This window comes from Aliisedimentitalea scapharcae (assembly GCF_045277565.1).
GTDB lineage: Bacteria > Pseudomonadota > Alphaproteobacteria > Rhodobacterales > Rhodobacteraceae > Aliisedimentitalea > Aliisedimentitalea scapharcae.
Window position 1 is genome coordinate 1,806,210 of record NZ_CP123584.1, and the last position, 16,271, is coordinate 1,822,480.

The 16,271-nt window shown below is 58.6% G+C and carries 21 protein-coding genes; 10 read left to right on the top strand and 11 right to left on the bottom strand.

Annotated features, from left to right (window positions below):
• Nucleotides 1-55: 55 nt before the first annotated feature.
• Together QEZ52_RS08480 and QEZ52_RS08485 are read right to left on the bottom strand one after the other, a co-directional pair.
• Nucleotides 56-757 (bottom strand): EI24 domain-containing protein, encoded by a 702-nt coding sequence (locus QEZ52_RS08480; RefSeq protein WP_406650388.1) that lies wholly within the window; start codon nt 755-757, stop codon nt 56-58.
• On the bottom strand, nt 754-1,332 hold the full coding sequence (locus QEZ52_RS08485; RefSeq protein ID WP_406649430.1) for a nitroreductase family protein: 579 nt from the start codon (nt 1,330-1,332) through the stop codon (nt 754-756). Before QEZ52_RS08485 ends, QEZ52_RS08480 begins: the two co-directional genes overlap by 4 nt.
• 206 nt (nt 1,333-1,538) lie before the next feature.
• On the opposite strand from QEZ52_RS08485, the gene QEZ52_RS08490 reads away from it, so the two are divergent.
• Nucleotides 1,539-1,826 carry a DUF167 domain-containing protein gene (locus tag QEZ52_RS08490; RefSeq protein ID WP_406649431.1) on the top strand — a complete coding sequence of 96 codons (288 nt, stop codon included), beginning with the start codon at nt 1,539-1,541 and terminating at the stop codon, nt 1,824-1,826.
• Here the strand turns inward: QEZ52_RS08490 and QEZ52_RS08495 are convergent.
• On the bottom strand, nt 1,802-2,041 hold the full coding sequence (locus tag QEZ52_RS08495; protein WP_406650391.1) for a hypothetical protein: 240 nt from the start codon (nt 2,039-2,041) through the stop codon (nt 1,802-1,804). The genes QEZ52_RS08490 and QEZ52_RS08495 overlap by 25 nt on opposite strands.
• Before the next feature lie 126 nt (nt 2,042-2,167).
• Between QEZ52_RS08495 and QEZ52_RS08500 the strand changes: the two genes are divergently transcribed.
• From QEZ52_RS08500 to QEZ52_RS08520, 5 genes are read left to right on the top strand one after another with little or no spacing between them, the layout of a single operon-like run.
• Nucleotides 2,168-2,884 (top strand): M48 family metallopeptidase, encoded by a 717-nt coding sequence (locus QEZ52_RS08500; protein ID WP_406649432.1) that lies wholly within the window; start codon nt 2,168-2,170, stop codon nt 2,882-2,884.
• Between the two features lie 4 nt (nt 2,885-2,888).
• The gene (locus tag QEZ52_RS08505) at nt 2,889-3,272 is read left to right on the top strand and encodes a YigZ family protein (protein WP_406649433.1); all 384 of its coding nucleotides are present in this window, start codon (nt 2,889-2,891) and stop codon (nt 3,270-3,272) included.
• 22 nt (nt 3,273-3,294) lie between these two features.
• Nucleotides 3,295-3,612 (top strand): DUF6455 family protein, encoded by a 318-nt coding sequence (locus QEZ52_RS08510; RefSeq protein ID WP_406649434.1) that lies wholly within the window; start codon nt 3,295-3,297, stop codon nt 3,610-3,612.
• 22 nt (nt 3,613-3,634) lie between these two features.
• The gene (locus tag QEZ52_RS08515) at nt 3,635-3,910 is read left to right on the top strand and encodes a DUF6455 family protein (RefSeq protein ID WP_406649435.1); all 276 of its coding nucleotides are present in this window, start codon (nt 3,635-3,637) and stop codon (nt 3,908-3,910) included.
• A 22-nt stretch (nt 3,911-3,932) separates the two neighbouring features.
• Nucleotides 3,933-4,190, top strand: a complete 258-nt coding sequence (locus QEZ52_RS08520; RefSeq protein ID WP_406650394.1) for a DUF6455 family protein — start codon at nt 3,933-3,935, stop codon at nt 4,188-4,190.
• A 168-nt stretch (nt 4,191-4,358) separates the two neighbouring features.
• Here QEZ52_RS08520 and QEZ52_RS08525 read toward each other — a convergent pair whose 3' ends face one another.
• Nucleotides 4,359-4,601, bottom strand: a complete 243-nt coding sequence (locus QEZ52_RS08525) for a CDGSH iron-sulfur domain-containing protein (protein WP_406649437.1) — start codon at nt 4,599-4,601, stop codon at nt 4,359-4,361.
• A 151-nt stretch (nt 4,602-4,752) separates the two neighbouring features.
• On the opposite strand from QEZ52_RS08525, the gene QEZ52_RS08530 reads away from it, so the two are divergent.
• Nucleotides 4,753-5,109 (top strand): diacylglycerol kinase, encoded by a 357-nt coding sequence (locus QEZ52_RS08530; RefSeq protein ID WP_406649438.1) that lies wholly within the window; start codon nt 4,753-4,755, stop codon nt 5,107-5,109.
• 88 nt (nt 5,110-5,197) lie between these two features.
• Here QEZ52_RS08530 and QEZ52_RS08535 read toward each other — a convergent pair whose 3' ends face one another.
• The 3 genes from QEZ52_RS08535 to rimO all read right to left on the bottom strand — a co-directional run bounded on the left by QEZ52_RS08535 (nt 5,198) and on the right by rimO (nt 7,508).
• Complete coding sequence (locus QEZ52_RS08535) at nt 5,198-5,404, bottom strand: DUF3892 domain-containing protein (protein ID WP_406649439.1); 207 nt, start codon at nt 5,402-5,404, stop codon at nt 5,198-5,200.
• A complete protein-coding gene (locus QEZ52_RS08540; protein WP_406649440.1) occupies nt 5,401-5,601 on the bottom strand; it encodes a hypothetical protein in 201 nt (66 codons plus the stop codon). Before QEZ52_RS08540 ends, QEZ52_RS08535 begins: the two co-directional genes overlap by 4 nt.
• Before the next feature lie 494 nt (nt 5,602-6,095).
• Nucleotides 6,096-7,508, bottom strand: coding sequence for a 30S ribosomal protein S12 methylthiotransferase RimO (gene rimO, locus QEZ52_RS08545; protein ID WP_406649442.1), 1,413 nt, complete (start codon nt 7,506-7,508; stop codon nt 6,096-6,098).
• Between the two features lie 116 nt (nt 7,509-7,624).
• Between rimO and QEZ52_RS08550 the strand changes: the two genes are divergently transcribed.
• Nucleotides 7,625-9,589: an AsmA family protein gene (locus tag QEZ52_RS08550; RefSeq protein ID WP_406649443.1), complete on the top strand. Its 1,965-nt coding sequence runs from the start codon at nt 7,625-7,627 to the stop codon at nt 9,587-9,589.
• A gap of 160 nt (nt 9,590-9,749) precedes the next feature.
• Here QEZ52_RS08550 and QEZ52_RS08555 read toward each other — a convergent pair whose 3' ends face one another.
• Genes QEZ52_RS08555 through QEZ52_RS08570 form a run of 4 tightly spaced genes read right to left on the bottom strand, consistent with a single transcriptional unit; the run spans nt 9,750 to nt 14,512 of the window.
• Complete coding sequence (locus QEZ52_RS08555; protein WP_406649444.1) at nt 9,750-11,246, bottom strand: phosphomannomutase/phosphoglucomutase; 1,497 nt, start codon at nt 11,244-11,246, stop codon at nt 9,750-9,752.
• Between the two features lie 22 nt (nt 11,247-11,268).
• Nucleotides 11,269-12,102, bottom strand: a complete 834-nt coding sequence (gene kdsA / locus QEZ52_RS08560; protein ID WP_406649445.1) for a 3-deoxy-8-phosphooctulonate synthase — start codon at nt 12,100-12,102, stop codon at nt 11,269-11,271.
• A 3-nt stretch (nt 12,103-12,105) separates the two neighbouring features.
• A complete protein-coding gene (locus tag QEZ52_RS08565; protein ID WP_406649446.1) occupies nt 12,106-13,875 on the bottom strand; it encodes a capsule biosynthesis protein in 1,770 nt (589 codons plus the stop codon).
• The gene (locus QEZ52_RS08570; RefSeq protein ID WP_406649447.1) at nt 13,853-14,512 is read right to left on the bottom strand and encodes an ABC transporter ATP-binding protein; all 660 of its coding nucleotides are present in this window, start codon (nt 14,510-14,512) and stop codon (nt 13,853-13,855) included. The genes QEZ52_RS08565 and QEZ52_RS08570 overlap by 23 nt, the downstream gene beginning before the upstream one ends.
• Nucleotides 14,513-14,792: 280 nt before the next feature.
• On the opposite strand from QEZ52_RS08570, the gene QEZ52_RS08575 reads away from it, so the two are divergent.
• Both QEZ52_RS08575 and QEZ52_RS08580 read left to right on the top strand, forming a co-directional pair.
• Entirely contained in the window at nt 14,793-15,386 is a 594-nt protein-coding gene (locus QEZ52_RS08575) for a uracil-DNA glycosylase family protein (protein ID WP_406650396.1), read from the top strand.
• 9 nt (nt 15,387-15,395) lie between these two features.
• Entirely contained in the window at nt 15,396-16,199 is an 804-nt protein-coding gene (locus tag QEZ52_RS08580; RefSeq protein WP_406649448.1) for an SseB family protein, read from the top strand.
• Nucleotides 16,200-16,271 lie beyond the last annotated feature (72 nt).

Below are 16,271 nucleotides of genomic sequence, written 5' to 3' on the forward strand. Positions count from 1 at the left end.
AAATGCCCGGACTGTTCCTAACATTCCGGGCATTTGCGTGTCAGGGACATGTGGTTCAGCGTTCCGAGTTTCTTCCATTCACAGCGTGGAAAATATGGGTGAATGTGGCCGCGCCCAGGATCGGGATCACCAGGTTCAACAGCGGCACAGACAGCGGGATCGCCATCAGGATGCCGGCGATCCAGATCTTGCCCGCGTGCTGGCTGCGCAGTTTGCGGGCACCGGGACGGCCCAGTCTGCGCATGGCCGCAAGTGTGAAATACTCCCGCCCCAACAGAAACCCGTTCAGCCCCCAAAAGATGAACAGCGCCAATGGTGCAAGAAAGGCATAGAGAATAAAGGCCAACAGATTGGCTCCGATCAGAACCCCCAGAAAGTTCACCGTATCGCGCAATGCGTCGCCAAAGGGCACCTTTTGCGCCTGGGGCAGGCTGGGATAATGTTTGTCTTCTACCGCTTGCGCCACCTCATCCAAAAACATCGACGTAATCGCCGACGCGACCGGGACCATCAGAAAAACTGACAGGATAATCATGAAGATAAAGGAGGAAATGCTCAGCAAATCGCCCAGCCAATGCACTTCTCCCAAAACCGGCAACGTCGCATCAGCGCCGACAAACCAATTTATCAGGATCAGAAACCCGGCATAAGCTGCGATCAGCAAAGCAAATGTCAGTCCGATTCCCAAAAACAGAACCCTACGAAATCGCGGGTCACCGATCTGGCCCAGAGCTTTGAGAAAGGACGAAAGGATCATTCCGAAACCCATTGGATGATCTCCTCGAGATTCGGGCGGGGACGTTCGGGTGGGCGGGTGCCTTCGGTGGCGATGTGGACGAAACCAGCGATGCGTTCGTGTTCGGCCAGATCCAGCCCCTGTTCACAGAATGCGCGATCATGTGAAATCCAACCGGACAGCCAATTCGCGCCCCACCCCGAGGCCAGAGCCGCATTCAAAAGCGCCAGACAGACCGCGCCGGCGGAATAGGTCTGTTCAATGGCTGGGATCTTGGGCGACGGGATTTGGGTTTCGATGACGGCCACTGCCAACAGGCCCTGATCGAATTGCGAACAGCCCTTGGCAATATCCTCTTCGGTTTTGCCCAAAGCCGCGCCGCGTTCGCGGGTCAGGTCCGACAGGCGCGCCATTGCACCCTGTTGGATGACAATGAATCGCCAGGGTTCCAGCTTGCCATGGTCCGGGCTGCGGGCTGCGGCGGTCAGAATAGGGTCCAGATCCGCGCGGGTTGGTGCCGGGGCGACCAGAGTTTTGGCGGGGCGGGACCGGCGTGACAACAGAAAATCCAGAGCGGCTTGGTTGCGATCAGGCATATGTTAAACTCTTTTACATCAAGTGTGACCTATGTCGGTCAATCATGGTGGGATTTCAAGGGGGTCGTCAGCGATCGGGCATAATGAGGGCGCTTTTGCTGGATGGCCTGACAGGACCGGGGGCATGTGGGACCAGTGGTACCTGACCAGGCCGGGTGGGATCAACCCGGCTGGTGCATTGGCCAGAAGTGGCGCACAATCACCATATGGGAAAGCCAAAGAAGAAAGACCTGCCGGATCTGTCGGAACTGGCCTGCAAGGGCACTGAAATTCACCTGCGCGTGACGCCGCGGGCGGCGCGCAATGCCATCGTGCGTGACGGGTCGGTTTTGCGGGTCTCAGTCACTGTCGTGCCCGAGAACGGCAAGGCCAATGAGGCAGTGCAGTCGCTGCTGGCCACCGCCATGGGCGTGGCCCGATCTGATCTCGAGCTGAAACGCGGCCAGACCGCGCGGGACAAGCTGTTTGTCTACGTCGGGGCCTCACGCAGCTGATACACGCCCTCGGGCAGGTCCAGCGCCATGGCCAGATCCCGCAATTGTTCTGGTGACAAGGTGACGGTCACCACCTTGTCGGTGCGTGGGTCATACTGCTCCAGCGTCACACATTCCGCAAAAGAGTTGATGACAACATCCTCCAGCAGGGGGGTAGCCCCTTCATCCACCAGAGTGATCACGGTCGAGTCAAATTCGTGTTCGATGGTAAACATGGCTCCAGCTTGCGATGTCATCGGCGGTTTCACAAGCCCTGTTGCGGCCAAATCAGGCTGGGGGTGAACTCGGGCCTGTGTGTGTGATAAGTCTAACCGAATCCAACTGAATTTTTGGGGTTAGCGATGCGCAAAGTTCTGATGATGCTGATGGTTATGGCCGGATGTGACGTTGCTGTGGAACCTGGCCCGGCACCGCAACCTTTGCCTGCGCGGGCCCAGAGCAGCGGCCCGACCTTGTCCACATCGGCCGCGATTTCGGCCTTTTCAGCGGCGTCGCGCCAGGTGGAACCCGTGGCCGAAAGCCTGTGTGCACAACGCACCAGAGGCATGAATTGTGATTTTCAGATCCGGCTGGACCGAGACCCAAAGCTGCCGCCAAATGCCTATCAGAGCCTGGACAAACAGGGGCGCCCGACCATCACCTTTACCCATGCGATGATGTCCAGCTTTCGTAACACGGACGAGATCGCATTTGTGATGTCCCACGAAGCCGCGCACCACATTCGTGGTCATTTGCAGCGCGGTGCGCGGGACGCAACAGTCGGCGCATTGGTTCTGGCCGGTGTTGCGGCTGCGGCTGGGGCCAGCACGTCAACAATTCTGGATGCACAGCAGTTGGGGGCGGTGGTTGGCTCGCGCAGCTATTCCAAGAATTACGAACTGGAAGCTGACGAGTTGGGAACAATCATCACCGCCCGCTCCGGCTATAGCCCGCGCAAGGGTGTTGAATATTTCTATCGCCTTCCGGATCCGGGTGATCGGTTTCTGGGGTCACACCCGCCCAATAGCGACCGGATCACGGTTGTTCAGCGCACCATCCAGGCCAACGGGTTGAATTGATCCGATGGGTAAACCGGATTCTCTCACCCGATTGGGAGTCATCCTGACAGACCGGGGATCCCGCTATGCCGTCACCGGGGCCAGGGTGACCAGCCGTGCAGAAATTGATGCGGTTCTGGCCGAACTGAAATCGGACCGCGCCTATGCCAAGGCCACGCATAATAGCTGGGCTGCAGTCCTGCCCAATGGTGCGCTCAAGGCGGATGACGGTGAAAGTGGCGCGTCGATGGTGATCCTGCGGATGCTCGAACGTGAAGACATGAAGGATCACATTATCATCGTAACACGATGGTATGGTGGTAAAAAATTAGGAGGAGATCGGTTCAGGCGCGTGCAGGATTGTGTGCGGGCCTATCTGGATCAAACAGAGCCGACCACCCACGGTTGACCTGTGTCAAAGCTGCTGGGCCATGCCTTTGTTAGAGTTGTCGTCAACGACAGTTTATCAAAGGAACACCCTTGTGCCCGATCGCGCAGATCTGAAACACCACGCTGGTTTGTTGGACAGAATGGCAGAAGCTCAGGGACTCGACCTGCAGGACGCTGTGATTTCCGGCCAGATTCCCTTTGACGAAATTGCCGATTCCGTTCTTCGATGCGCGCAATGTTCAAATCCCGGACACTGTGAATCCTGGTTGGCGACACACCAGGATGGCCCGGTTGGAACCCCACAATATTGCCGCAACAAGGAATTGTTTGAACTGGGCCGATACGGCCGAGGCCACTAAGCGGGGCAAGGGAGGCGGCTAGATGCATAAACTCGGGGATCCGATGACCCATTTGCGGCTGATGTGTCGGATGGGCCAACATGTGGGTGTTGATCTGGCACGGGCTCATGCAGATGGCAGGTTAAGCCAGGCCGATTGGGCCGAAATGGTTCACGCGTGTCGTGGGTGTGCCTGGGGCAGCGATTGCGGTGACTGGCTGGACCGGGCCCGAAATCCTGGCGAAGCCCCCGATGTCTGTCCAAACGAATCCCGCTTTGTTCAGCTGCAATCCAAACTTGAAAGTCCGAGCAATGTTTGAACCACGTCCTCTACATATGCTGATGCGCTCCCAGTTGGGGCCAATTGACCGCCACTTTTGGCTGAACCGTTCCGTGGCTCGCACCATGGGAGTGAATTTTTCCGAAGCCATTGCTCAGGGGCGCTTGGATGCGCCGGGCTATGCAGCGCTGTTGACGAAATGCCGGGCTGCAGATTGTTGTGAACAATGTGAAATCTGGTTGGCCCAGCAATCGGGGCCGGTGGACGAAGCTCCTGAACATTGTGCCAATCGTGAGGCGTTGAACGCCCTGCGGGACTGACAGGACCGCGGCGGCTCCCGCCCGTCGTCGACCTTTCTGGCGAAAGATCTCCTCCCGTTGGGCGTGGCACCGCGCCAAAGGCGCGGTGCCACGCCCAAGTCTGCCAGAGGCTCCGGCGGAGCCGGGGACGCGCAGGCGCGGGAGTGCCTCGTTACCTATATCCAGATGTCAGAGTTTGGAGTGGGACCCGTCGCACAGCGGGCTTTTGCCGGAATGTTTGCACCCGCAGAAAAACATCTTTTTGTCTGCCTCGGCAGTGAATTTGACGGGGGCGAAGTCTGAGCCTTTGTGCGATCCATCGCAAAACGGCTGTTTCGAGGATTTGCCGCAGGCGCACCAGAAATAGGATTTTCCCTCGGTCACTTCGACCGGATAGGGGGCTTTTTGGCAGATGATGGGGGCGTCGGACATGGCTGGCTCTCCTCATGAGTGGTTGGCTGTGGCAACCGTGGCGCGTCGCCCGGCCATCGTCAAGCGGCCCCGACCGTTGCATTGTCAGCATGGCCCGTGATGTGATCCACCAGGAGACCCCAAACCCCTGTTCAACGATCCCGGAGGTATCATGCTGTATTTTCTCAAACGTCTGCGCTCCCGCGTGATCTGGAGCTGGGCCGGATGCATCGACGCCTGGCGCAATGAACATTCGTTTCGCAGCTGGGTCTGGGCCAATCTGGTGTCCGGGGGGCTGGCATTTGTCCTGCCATTGGAGACTGGCGAGCGCGCGCTGATCCTGGCGCTGGGGATATTGGTGCTGGCCGCCGAGCTGTTCAACACCGCGATTGAGCGTGCGGTAGATTACATTTCCGAGGAACATCACCCACTGGCGGGCCGCGCCAAGGATGCCGGGTCGGGAGCAGTTATGCTCACCGCGATTGCGACGGGGGTGGCTTGGGTGGTGGTGTTGGTGGGCTTGGTCTAACACCCCAGTCCGGCTTTGCCGGACAGCGCCCGACCCTCCCCACGGGAGGGCGCTTCGCACCCACCCAGGGTCAGGCGCTTACGCAAATTTAGCGGTTTACGTTATCCGATTTAGAGCCGTCTGGGTTGTCCCGAACGTACTCTCGTCCGCGAACCTTCACGATATGGGCGTCAGGATGCAGACCTTGTTTGATTTCCTTCACAGCTGTGCGGCGTGGTACATCCTTTCTGCGCCCGATATCGTAGTGTTCATTGCGGCCACCAGGACCGTCTTGCTTACCCCGGATTTTGGTCATGCTTGCCGTCCTTCAAATTTTCGCGGTCCAACATTCTTAAAGCGATGACCATTGATCACCTCAGAAACGCGCCCTTGGTTCAGGGCTCCAAGGAGAGCCGCAATCTGTGCCTGATTGAGTGGCGTGTTTTGCCAGAGCCATTTGATGTTGGCTGCAAGCTTGGATGTGAGCCTTGGGCTCGAGTACTTCAATGGCATATTAATCTCCTATGCCTGGCTGACATTGCCTTTTGAAGCCGTTTGCAATACTCTCGACCTGCTACAGAGAGAGATTGATTTAGCTATCCTGTGGGTCAGCTAAGTTTCGCAGTTTCTTAACAAAAGGCGAGGCGCACCATTGCGACCTCGCCTTTCTTATACCAGAAAACACGAAGTGCGACAATGTGTCGCAGTCGCTGTCGCAGCTGACGGGTCTGTTTCCCGGTAGCCCATTGATTAAGTTTAATATTTTGAATGTGTTGGAGAACGGCCAGACCTAATGTATCGAGTCGGAGATGCGAAAACATGTTCGTGTTTTGTCCCGATGGCGAATCGAATACGACCGAGTTCTTGCACCTCACTTGGGCAGAAAGTTTTATTTTAAAATTACGGAGTATTTGAAACGGGGGTGGTAAATTGAATTCCATTGTTCGCTGTCGTTCAGCCGCTAAATTTGGGGTTCCGCCCGCTCGCGGCTGAAATGATCCCCCGGATCATTTCCGGGACGCCGCTCGCCCCCACAAATCATACTCCCCCGCTTCATCCACCTCGACCGAGACAATATCCCCAACCTTCAACCCATCGGTCCCCTCATCGATAAACAGGTTCCCGTCGATCTCGGGCGCGTCGGCTTTGGTGCGGCAGGTGGCTACCCCATCATCGTCGATGTCGTCCACGATGACGTCCAGCATCTGGCCGACTTTGGCTTCCAGCTTGGCCTCGGAAATCGCTTGGGCCTTTTCCATGAACCGGTCCCAGCGTTCCTGTTTGACCTCGGCTGGGACATGGTCGGGCAGGGCGTTTGAGCGGGCACCATCGACGTTTTCGTATTGAAAACAGCCAACGCGATCCAATTGGGCCTCGTCCATCCAATCCAACAGGTGCTGGAATTCAGATTCGGTTTCGCCCGGATAGCCGACAATAAACGTCGAACGCAGGGTGATATCGGGGCAGGTGGCGCGCCAGGCGGCGATTTCATCCAGCGTTTTGGCCGAGGCCGCAGGGCGGGCCATGCGCTTCAGAACATCCGGGTGCGAATGCTGGAACGGGATGTCCAGATAGGGCAGCACCGCATTGTCCGGGTCCGCCATCAGCGGGATCAGATCGCGCACATGGGGATAGGGATAGACATAATGCAGCCGCACCCACAGGTCGCTGGCGGGGCCCAATTTGCCCAGCTCGCGCGCCAGATCGGTGATGTGGGAACGGACCTCGCCATCCTTCCACGGGTTTTGATCGTATTTGCGATCCAGCCCATAGGCAGAGGTGTCCTGGGAAATCACCAACAGTTCACGCACGCCTGCATCGACCAGCTTTTCGGCCTCGCGCAGCACCGCATGGGCGGGGCGCGATGCCAACAGGCCACGCATGTCGGGGATGATGCAGAACTTGCACTTGTGGTTGCAACCCTCTGAAATCTTTAGATAGGAGAAGTGGCGCGGTGTCAGGCTGACACCTGTGGCAGGCAGCAGGTCGACAAACGGGTCCGGATCGGGCGGCACGGCGGCGTGCACCGCGTCCAGCACCTGTTCATACTGATGCGGGCCGGTGACGGCCAGAATGCGCGGGTGGTGTTCACGGATGTAATCCGGTTCGGCCCCCAGACATCCCGTCACAATAACCTTGCCGTTTTCCTTGAGCGCCTCGCCAATGGCGTCGAGGCTTTCGGCCTTGGCGCTATCGAGAAACCCGCAGGTGTTCACGATCACCGCATCGGCCCCGGCATAGTCGGGCGAGATCCCATATCCTTCGGCACGCAGCCGGGTCAGAATGCGTTCGCTATCCACCAATGCTTTGGGACAGCCCAGGGAGACCATGCCCAGAGTCGGCTGATCCGGGCGCGGGGCGTCGCGCAGTTGCAGGCTGGGGGCGATATCGGGGCGCAGGTTGGGCGGGTTCGTGGTCATGACCGCCCCTATAGTATGGCAGGACACGCCTGCAAAGGGCCATGTGCCATTGCGCACGCTGGACCATGCGGTAATCTGATGCACAACAGGCAGGATTACAGGCAGGGAGACAGCCCATGCGTTTGCTGGTTCGGATCGTTTTCGCCCTTGTGGCGGCCATCGCCGTGGTGATCGGCGCCCTATTGGTGCTCCCAGGAGAGAAGATTGCGGCCATTGCTGCTGATCAGGTCGAAACCCAGACGGGACGAAAGCTGGAGTTTGACGGCAAGGTTGCGATTTCACTGTGGCCGGTTCTGGGGGTCAGGACCGGGCCGGTGCGTTTTGCCAATGCCGATTGGGCAGGGGTAGAGGCCCCACCCATGCTGACGGCCCAGCGGGTGAATATCGGAGTCTCGGCACCAGACCTGCTGAGCGGAAATATCCGGATCAAGACGATCGATGTGGTGGAACCGGTCCTGCATTTGTCGACGCGTGCGGACGGGCAAGGCAATTGGGTGTTTGACACCCAGGCTGTGGCCGGGGACGTGACGGGGGAAACAGCGGCCAAGGGGCAGCCCTCGGAATTGCCACTGGCGGTCGAGAACATCACGTTGCGAAGCGCCAGCCTGACCTATGCCGCTTTTGGCGCAGCCCCGATTGTACAGACAGATGTGGATCTTGATCTGCTGTGGCCGGATCCCCAGGGAACGGCCGATGTGAAGCTGACATTGCGCCCGGCCGGGGCTCCGGTGCAGATCGAGGCCGAAGTCGGAACTTTTGCAGGCTTTCTGAGCGGCGATGTCGCGTCCGTTGGGGCCACGGTACGGACTGAAGGGGGGCGGGCGAGGTTTGACGGACGGGCGAGCATAGCCGGGAATGCAGCCGGCCGTCTGACCGTCGAAGCCCAGAAGCTGGCCCAAGCGATGCAGGCCCTGGGACTGGGCGACCCCGAATTTCCCCAAGGAGCCGGGCAAAGGTTTGTGCTGGGGACTGACATGACCTTTACCACCGACGGGCGGCTGTCCTTGCGCGACATGGTGGCCAAGCTGGATGAAAATGAACTGACCGGGGCGGCCGACATCCTGACCAGCGGTGTGCCGAATGTGACCGCACAACTCAAGGCGCAGCATCTGGATCTGTCGGCTTGGGCGGCCCCGGATGCGGGCGCGGCCATTGGGACGGATGGGCCCCCGACCCAGACGACGGGCTGGCCTAGGGACAAATTGGATGCCAGTGCGCTGGAACTGATGAATGGGACCATTGATTTGACGGTGGGTTCGCTGGATTTGGGAACCACGCAATTGGGGGCATCCAAGCTGACATTGGGCATGGATCGCGCGCGCGCGGTTCTGACGATGGCACCGATGGCGATCTTTGGGGGAACGGTGACAGGGCAGCTGATCGTCAACAATCGCAATGGGCTGTCTGTTGGCGGCAAAGTGAACGCCGCAGATATTGCGCTGAATCAGGCCCTGACCCAGTTGGCCGACGTGAACAGCATCAATGGGCAGGCGCTGGCACAGCTGGAGTTTCTAGGAGTGGGCGAGACTGTCGACGCCATCATGAAATCGCTCTCTGGCAAAGGATGGTTCGAAGTTGGCAAAGGGTTTTTCACCGGGTTCGATCTCGAAGAGCTGATGCGGAGCGGCCAGGGCAATGGTGGTTCGACCGTGTTTGACACGCTAACGGCCAGTTTTTCGATCCAAGGGGGCAATCTGGGCAATCAGGATCTTTTGTTGCGTCTCAAGGGATATCGCGCCGAAGGAACTGGGCGGATCGGGTTGGGCGATCAGGATCTGGATTACCTGTTCACGCCCATTGCGGTGAATGCCAACGCGGGCAAGGGGCTTCGCATCCCGGTCCGGATCAAGGGGTCCTGGTGGGACCCCTCCATTCGGCCTGATTTGAGCGAAGCGCTGGAGGCCGATATCGAGGCCAAGAAGGATGAGTTGGAGGCGAAAGCCAAGGCCAAGGCAATCGAGAAATTGGAAGCGGAACTGGAAACCACGATTACCGAGGATCAGGACCTGGAAGAGCTGCTCAAGGATCAGTTGGAAGACAAGGCCAAGAAGAGCCTGTTGAAGCTGTTGGGAGCAGATTGATCCACCTGTCCCCAAAGCAAGTTTACAACGCCTTGAAAACCGCCGGGAGGTGGCTGTGGTACAGCGGGGATCTTAGGGGCAAAAAAGCCGGGCATAGTATTGCCCGGCTCGATAATCGTCACAGATCATTGCAGCGCGTCTGTGAGGACGCGCGCTATTTTCAGATCGTTTGGTCGTAATCGCCAACCAGGGGTTCGGTCCGGATCACGGCATCAATGTCGTTGAAAATGGCCCGCATTTCCGCATCACTGTCCGAGCTTTCGCAGACGACCACCAGGTTGGGCGTGTTCGAGCTGGCCCGAACCAAGCCCCAGGACCCATTGTCCAGGATCACCCGGGCACCATTCACGGTCACGACGTCCTTGATTGCACGTCCGGCGACGTGTTCGCCGGCCTCATGTTTGGCCACCAGCTTTTGCACCAGCCGTTCCAACACCTGATACTTTTCGGTATCGGCGCAATAGGGTGACATGGTGGGAGTCGACCAGGTTTTGGGAAGCGCCTTGCGCAGGTCAGACATGGACATGTCGGGATTGCGCTCCATCAGCTTGCAGATCTCGACCGCGACCCGCATGCCACAGTCATATCCCCGCCCGATCGGCTCGGCCAGAAAGTAGTGTCCAGATTTTTCAAACCCGGCAAGCGCACCGATCTGTTTGACCCGGCGCTTCATGTGGCTGTGGCCGGTTTTCCAGTAATCCGCCGTCACACCGTTTTTCTGCAGCTCGGGGTCCGAAGCAAACAACCCGGTGGATTTCACATCGGCCACAAAGGTCGCATTCGGGTACAGCTTGGACAGATCGCGGGCCATGATCACGCCGACCTTGTCGGCAAAAATCTCTTCGCCTTCGTCATCGACCACACCACAGCGATCCCCGTCGCCATCAAAACCCAACGCCATATCAGCACCGGATGCTTTGACGCTGGCGGACATGTCGTGCAGCATCTCCATCGCTTCGGGGTTGGGGTTGTAATGCGGGAAGGTGTAGTCCAGTTCGCAATGGCTGGGGACCACTTCGACGCCCATGCGCGCGAAGAGTTCGGGCGCAAAGGCCGCGGCTGTGCCATTACCAGTGGCGCAGACCACTTTGAGCGGGCGGGACATTTTGAAATCGCCAACCAGGTCGTCCAGATAGGCCTCTTTGACGCCATCGACAAATTCATAGGACCCACCCGGGCGGGTTTCGCCTTCGCCGTTCAGAACGATATCGCGCAACTCGTTCATTTCATCGGGGCCGTGGGTCAGCGGGCGTTCAAAGCCCATTTTGACCCCGGTCCAACCATTGGGATTGTGGCTGGCCGTGACCATCGCCACCGCAGGCACATCCAGATGGAACTGGGCGAAATAGGCCATGGGCGACAGGGCCGGGCCAATGTCCTTGACCTGAATACCGGCCTGCATCAAGCCAATGATCAACGCTTGTTTGATGCTCAGCGAATAGTCGCGATAGTCGTTGCCCACTGCAATCACCGGTGCGATCCCGCGCCGCTGCATCTGGGTGCCCAGACCCAACCCCAGGGCAGTCATGCCCGGCAGGTTGATTTCATCAGGGTATTTCCAGCGCGCATCATATTCGCGAAACCCTGTGGGGGTGATCATCGGGTCGCGCAGAAAGCTCCAGGTGTTCGGCGTCACCGGCGAAGTAGGTTTGGTCATGTGAAATCTCGTGGCTTGAGGGTCAAATCTGAACTGGGTTGGCCTTGGCCAGCCGATCGAATGCCATCAGCGTATCGATCAGTTTGGGCATTTGATCAAGGTAGATCATATTGGGGCCGTCACAGGGGGCGTTGTCTGGATCCTGGTGGGTTTCCATGAACACGCCAGCGACGCCGACAGACACGGCGGCGCGCGCCATGACGGGGGCGAATTCGCGCTGCCCGCCCGAAGAGCCGCCAAGCCCGCCGGGTTGGGCTACTGCGTGGGTGGCGTCCATGATGACGGGATGACCGGCGCGCGCCATTTCGGGCAGCGACTGCATGTCGACCACCAGGCGGTTATACCCAAAGCTGACGCCGCGTTCGGTCAGCATCACGTTGCCGTTTCCGGTGCTTTCGATCTTGGCCGCGACGTTGGCCATGTCCCAGGGTGCCAGGAACTGTCCCTTTTTAACGTTGACTGCAATGCCGGTTTCCCCGGCAGCCCTGAGCAGGGCGGTCTGACGACACAGAAAGGCCGGGATCTGCAGGATGTCACAGACCTGGGCGACCGGGGCGCATTGTTCCTTTTCGTGCACATCGGTGATGACGGGCACGCCGATGGTGTCCTTGACCGATTGCAGCACGGCAAGGCCCTTTTCCAACCCCAAAGCGGGCGCTGCATTGACCGAGGTCCGGTTGGCCTTGTCAAAAGAGCCCTTGAACACGAACTGCGCACCCGCGGCGTCGCAGGCTTCCTTGAGCGTGCCTGCGATCATCTGGGCATGATCGGCGGATTCCAGCTGGCAGGGGCCGGCAATGATGGTCAGAGGGCGATCATTGCCGATCGTCAGGTCGGCGACTTGGATATGTTTCATGGCTTATTGAGTAACCTGTTCGCGAAGGATGGACGCGGTAAGCGAGAGCATCAGGTAAATACCCGAAAAGATCAGGAAAGCCAAAAGGGTATTCTCGAACTTGCGCGGATAGGACGGATCCTGGCTTGCGACCGGTGTCACCGAGGTGGTGAGATAGCGCACCTGCTTGTTGGCTTCCAACCTGGTGGTCTCGACCTGTTGCAGGGCCGATTGCAACATCATGTCACGGGTTGCCAGGTCGGCCTGGGCCATTTGTATCCCAATGGTCAACTGAGCCAGCGAGTTCTCTCCCTTGGACGCATCCAGCATCTGGGCGTTCAATTGGGCGCGGACCGATCGAAGGCGGGCAATATCTGCTTTGGCCCCGGCCACTTTGGCCCGGTTCGGGCGGGCATTGTCCTGAAGGGCGGCCAGTTGCAGCTCCTTTTCCTGGAGCTGAACTTCGACAGAATCGATGCGACCGCGCAAACTGGCGATGACGCTTTCGGGGTCCAGGACGGATCCGCGCTGTTGAAGGTTGACCAAAGCATGTTGCGCCTCGCGTCGGGCCTGGGCCGCTTCCTCGAAGGCGCTGCGGGCTTCGCGCATCTGGTCTTCGCGTTTTTCCTCGCTTAATGCGTTTACCCGCTCTTCGGCATAAGAGATCAGATTGCGTGAAAACGTGGCTGCAACTTCGGGATCTGCAGCGGTCACTTCCATGCGAATGACACCTTCGGTCGGGTCATAGCCAATCCTGACACGTTTGGAATACGTCCCATAGGTTTCTTCATTCGTTGGATTCGGGTTCAACCGTTGGATTGGATCGATCCAATCCTGTGTGAAATGGTCCCGGAAACCGGCCTCTTGGTCCAGTCGCAGCATGGCGTCCTTGGATTCCAGATAGGCCTGCGTCGCGATCGAGTCCTGACTGGTGGCAAATTGGGTGCCTGACAACAATCCACCAAACCCGGATGAGCCCCCGGATTCGTTCTTGATGATCAGGAACTGGGATTTGGTCGAATACATCGGCGTGGCGACAAAATAGAAATAATACCCGACGATGATGGTCGGAATCCCGACAAAGAACAGCAGCCGTGTCAGCAGCAGCGCCAGTTTGCGCCGCCGACGTCGCGCAATATCGCGTTGGATTTCGGTGATTTCCAGTGCGCGCCGCTCGGCGGGGCTCACATCGGTCGATGGCAATGTCTGCTTGGCGGGTTGGATCGTCTGTGGAAGCTGAACTTTTGATTCGTCCGTCTTTTCGACAGCTTTTTTCTTGGCCGCATCCTGTGGCACGACCAGCTCCAGCATGTTGGAGCGCTGAAACGGATCAATTCCCTTTTTGCGCAACAGCCGGACCGCATCAAAATCCGAGGTGGCAGGCAGGTTGTGTTTCTGGGCAACGCGGCGCGCCATGCGCAGCTGGCGCCCGGTCAGACCTTCGCGGCGAATGGCGTCAATATCCGCATCGGCGCTGGTTTCCCGGGCCGAACTGACCTGCCCGCTGCGGGCAGTCGGCGTGGGGCGACGCGGTGGTTGCGCCTGTGGTGGGGGCGATGCGTCCGACGGGGGCGTCTGGGCAGTTGATTGTTTGTTCTCGGGCGCGGTGGTGCCCGACGCGGCCGGGGGGACACGTTCTGCCCCCGACACCTTGGCCGCAGTGGCCGCCTGGCGCGCAGAGGAGAGCGCAGAGGCGCGCGGCTCGGACGCAGCAACAGCCTGCGCGGGCGCAGTTTCGCCTGTTGGGGTGTTCCGGCGGATCCGGAACTTTTTAGCCTTGGGTTTCGTAGTCATACAGCTGTTTCGCTTCTTCCAAGGTGTCGAACATATACAACTGGCCGTTCAGCAGGACGGCCGCCGATTGTGCGAATTTTTCCAGAACTCCAGGGCTGTGGGATACGATGACCATCGTCGTTGTGGCCAGCCGTTCCTGCAGGATCGCCCCTGCTTTCTTATTGAACTCAACGTCGGTGCTGGCTGGCATGCCTTCGTCGACCAGGTAGATATCGAACTCCAGTGCCAGCATCAGCGAAAAGGTAAAACGACCTTTCATACCTGACGAATAGGTGCCCATGGGCTGGTCGAAATATTCCCCGAGCCCACACAACCAACGGCAATAGGCTTCGACATAGTCCGCATCGAGCCCGTAAAGCTTGGCAATATAGCGGGCGTTTTCCTTGGCCGACAGTTTGCCGACAACGCCGCCGGAGAACCCCATGGGGAACGATATGTTGCACCGGCGAAAGATCTCACCTTCGTCGGGTTTTTCCAGTCCGGCCATCATGTTGATCAATGTGGTCTTACCGGTGCCATTTGGGGCCAGAACACCCAACGACCGACCCAGTTCGACATTGAACGACACATTGTCCAGGATCACTTTGCGTTGTGATCCCGTCCAAAAGGATTTGCTAACATTTCTAAACTCAAGCATCGCTTGTTCCGGTACTGCCCGCTTTGACCACCTTAGAGAGGTTCTTGTTCACGGATCGATATTGCCCTCATACTCTCTCATTATCAGGAGAGAGTTAACAGGTTACGTCTGGAATTTGGCCACATTATGTCGAATTGTGAAACAAATTACCAACGCTGTTGGCGTAATTGTGAGGGTCAGGGGCATTGATTCCAAGTACTTTCCCAAGAAACACTGTCTCAGGGCGTCAGCGCTGATCGCAATACGACTGTTTCCGACGGGGAAACGAATTGGGAAAATGATGGAAACCATTGACGAATTGACCGGTCAGATCCGGGGCTGTCGGTTGTGTTCGGATCGTTTTGCGGCAACAACAACCCGCCATCAGCCACGACCTGTTGTCTGGTTTTCCGACAGCGCCCGCATCCTGATTGCGGGGCAGGCCCCTGGTGCCCGTGTCCATGACAGCGGCCGCCCCTTTACCGACCCGTCAGGGGATCGGTTGCGGGCGTGGCTGGGGCTGAGCGCGACGGAATTTTATGACAGATCCCGGCTGGCCATTGTGCCGATGGGGTTCTGCTTTCCCGGCTATAACGCCAAAAAGGCTGATTTGCCGCCGCCTCCGATCTGCGCCCGCACCTGGCATACGCGGGTGATGGCACAGCTGCCCAACGTCGAGCTCAAGGTGCTGATCGGGGCCCATGCGCAGCGGTGGCACCTGAACCACAAGGGACCGGTTACTGCATTGGTGCAGGGGTGGCGGGATCATGCGCCGCAGGTGTTCCCCTTGCCTCATCCGTCCTGGCGCAATACCGCATGGCTGAAGAAAAACCCGTGGTTCGAGAGCGAGCTGTTGCCGGTCTTGCGCGCACGGGTGCGGCAACTGATGGAATAAGAGGGCCAGATGGACCAGATCAGCGGATTGGACAGGGCACATGCCGAGATGGAGACCGCCATGGCGCAGGCCGGGGATGCGGACAGCGCGCGGCTGCGGTTCTATGAACGTCTGGCTGATACGCAGCTGTGCGTGTTGCTGACACAAGAGGCACAGGGTGACCAGATGACACCCGAAGTCTTTGACCTCGCGGATGGGCGGTTCATCCTGGTGTTCGACAGCGAAGAGCGGTTGGCGGACTTTGCGGGGCGGGTGGTGCCCTATGCGGCGCTGTCAGGGCGCATGATCGTACAGATGCTGACCGGACAGGGCGTCGGGTTGGGGGTGAACCTGGATGTTGCCCCATCCCAGACGCTGATACCGGCCGAAGCCATCGACTGGCTGAGCCAGACCCTGGGTCACGCCCCGGACGAGGTCGAAGCAGGGCTGACCGAATTTACCCCTCCAAAAGGGCTGCCTGATGATTTGCTCAAGGCGCTGGATGCAAAGCTGTCTGGTGCGGTCGGGCTGGCAACTTCGGCCTATCTGGTTGGGGTGCGCTATGACAATGGCGGGGCCGGGTATTTGTTGGGGTTTGTCGATGCCAAAGATAACGCCCATGACGCGCTGGCCAAGGCCGCGGGCGAAGCGTTGACGTTTTCCGGTATCGAGGCGGGTGTCATGGATGTGGGGTTCTTTGCCTCTGGTGATCCAGTTGCCGACAAATTGGCGGCCGTGGGAATGCGATATGACTTGCCCGAACCGCAGCAGCCAAAGGTTTATGCCCCACAAAAACCGGGTGGAGATCCGGATAATCCGCCAAAGTTGAAATAGCAGAAACCTATGTTCGCATGGGCCGCACAAACGCGGGTGCCCAATTCTTTGGTAAAAACTGGCATTCTGAGG

What these genes read in the sequence shown, in the direction of transcription:
- QEZ52_RS08480 (WP_406650388.1), bottom strand. Translation starts at nt 757, where the DNA reads ATGATCCTTTCGTCCTTTCTCAAAGCTCTGGGCCAGATCGGTGACCCG.
- QEZ52_RS08485 (WP_406649430.1), bottom strand. Translation starts at nt 1,332, where the DNA reads ATGCCTGATCGCAACCAAGCCGCTCTGGATTTTCTGTTGTCACGCCGG.
- QEZ52_RS08490 (WP_406649431.1), top strand. Translation starts at nt 1,539, where the DNA reads ATGGGAAAGCCAAAGAAGAAAGACCTGCCGGATCTGTCGGAACTGGCC.
- QEZ52_RS08495 (WP_406650391.1), bottom strand. Translation starts at nt 2,041, where the DNA reads ATGTTTACCATCGAACACGAATTTGACTCGACCGTGATCACTCTGGTG.
- QEZ52_RS08500 (WP_406649432.1), top strand. Translation starts at nt 2,168, where the DNA reads ATGCGCAAAGTTCTGATGATGCTGATGGTTATGGCCGGATGTGACGTT.
- QEZ52_RS08505 (WP_406649433.1), top strand. Translation starts at nt 2,889, where the DNA reads ATGGGTAAACCGGATTCTCTCACCCGATTGGGAGTCATCCTGACAGAC.
- QEZ52_RS08510 (WP_406649434.1), top strand. Translation starts at nt 3,295, where the DNA reads ATGCCTTTGTTAGAGTTGTCGTCAACGACAGTTTATCAAAGGAACACC.
- QEZ52_RS08515 (WP_406649435.1), top strand. Translation starts at nt 3,635, where the DNA reads ATGCATAAACTCGGGGATCCGATGACCCATTTGCGGCTGATGTGTCGG.
- QEZ52_RS08520 (WP_406650394.1), top strand. Translation starts at nt 3,933, where the DNA reads ATGCGCTCCCAGTTGGGGCCAATTGACCGCCACTTTTGGCTGAACCGT.
- QEZ52_RS08525 (WP_406649437.1), bottom strand. Translation starts at nt 4,601, where the DNA reads ATGTCCGACGCCCCCATCATCTGCCAAAAAGCCCCCTATCCGGTCGAA.
- QEZ52_RS08530 (WP_406649438.1), top strand. Translation starts at nt 4,753, where the DNA reads ATGCTGTATTTTCTCAAACGTCTGCGCTCCCGCGTGATCTGGAGCTGG.
- QEZ52_RS08535 (WP_406649439.1), bottom strand. Translation starts at nt 5,404, where the DNA reads ATGACCAAAATCCGGGGTAAGCAAGACGGTCCTGGTGGCCGCAATGAA.
- QEZ52_RS08540 (WP_406649440.1), bottom strand. Translation starts at nt 5,601, where the DNA reads ATGCCATTGAAGTACTCGAGCCCAAGGCTCACATCCAAGCTTGCAGCC.
- rimO (WP_406649442.1), bottom strand. Translation starts at nt 7,508, where the DNA reads ATGACCACGAACCCGCCCAACCTGCGCCCCGATATCGCCCCCAGCCTG.
- QEZ52_RS08550 (WP_406649443.1), top strand. Translation starts at nt 7,625, where the DNA reads ATGCGTTTGCTGGTTCGGATCGTTTTCGCCCTTGTGGCGGCCATCGCC.
- QEZ52_RS08555 (WP_406649444.1), bottom strand. Translation starts at nt 11,246, where the DNA reads ATGACCAAACCTACTTCGCCGGTGACGCCGAACACCTGGAGCTTTCTG.
- kdsA (WP_406649445.1), bottom strand. Translation starts at nt 12,102, where the DNA reads ATGAAACATATCCAAGTCGCCGACCTGACGATCGGCAATGATCGCCCT.
- QEZ52_RS08565 (WP_406649446.1), bottom strand. Translation starts at nt 13,875, where the DNA reads ATGACTACGAAACCCAAGGCTAAAAAGTTCCGGATCCGCCGGAACACC.
- QEZ52_RS08570 (WP_406649447.1), bottom strand. Translation starts at nt 14,512, where the DNA reads ATGCTTGAGTTTAGAAATGTTAGCAAATCCTTTTGGACGGGATCACAA.
- QEZ52_RS08575 (WP_406650396.1), top strand. Translation starts at nt 14,793, where the DNA reads ATGGAAACCATTGACGAATTGACCGGTCAGATCCGGGGCTGTCGGTTG.
- QEZ52_RS08580 (WP_406649448.1), top strand. Translation starts at nt 15,396, where the DNA reads ATGGACCAGATCAGCGGATTGGACAGGGCACATGCCGAGATGGAGACC.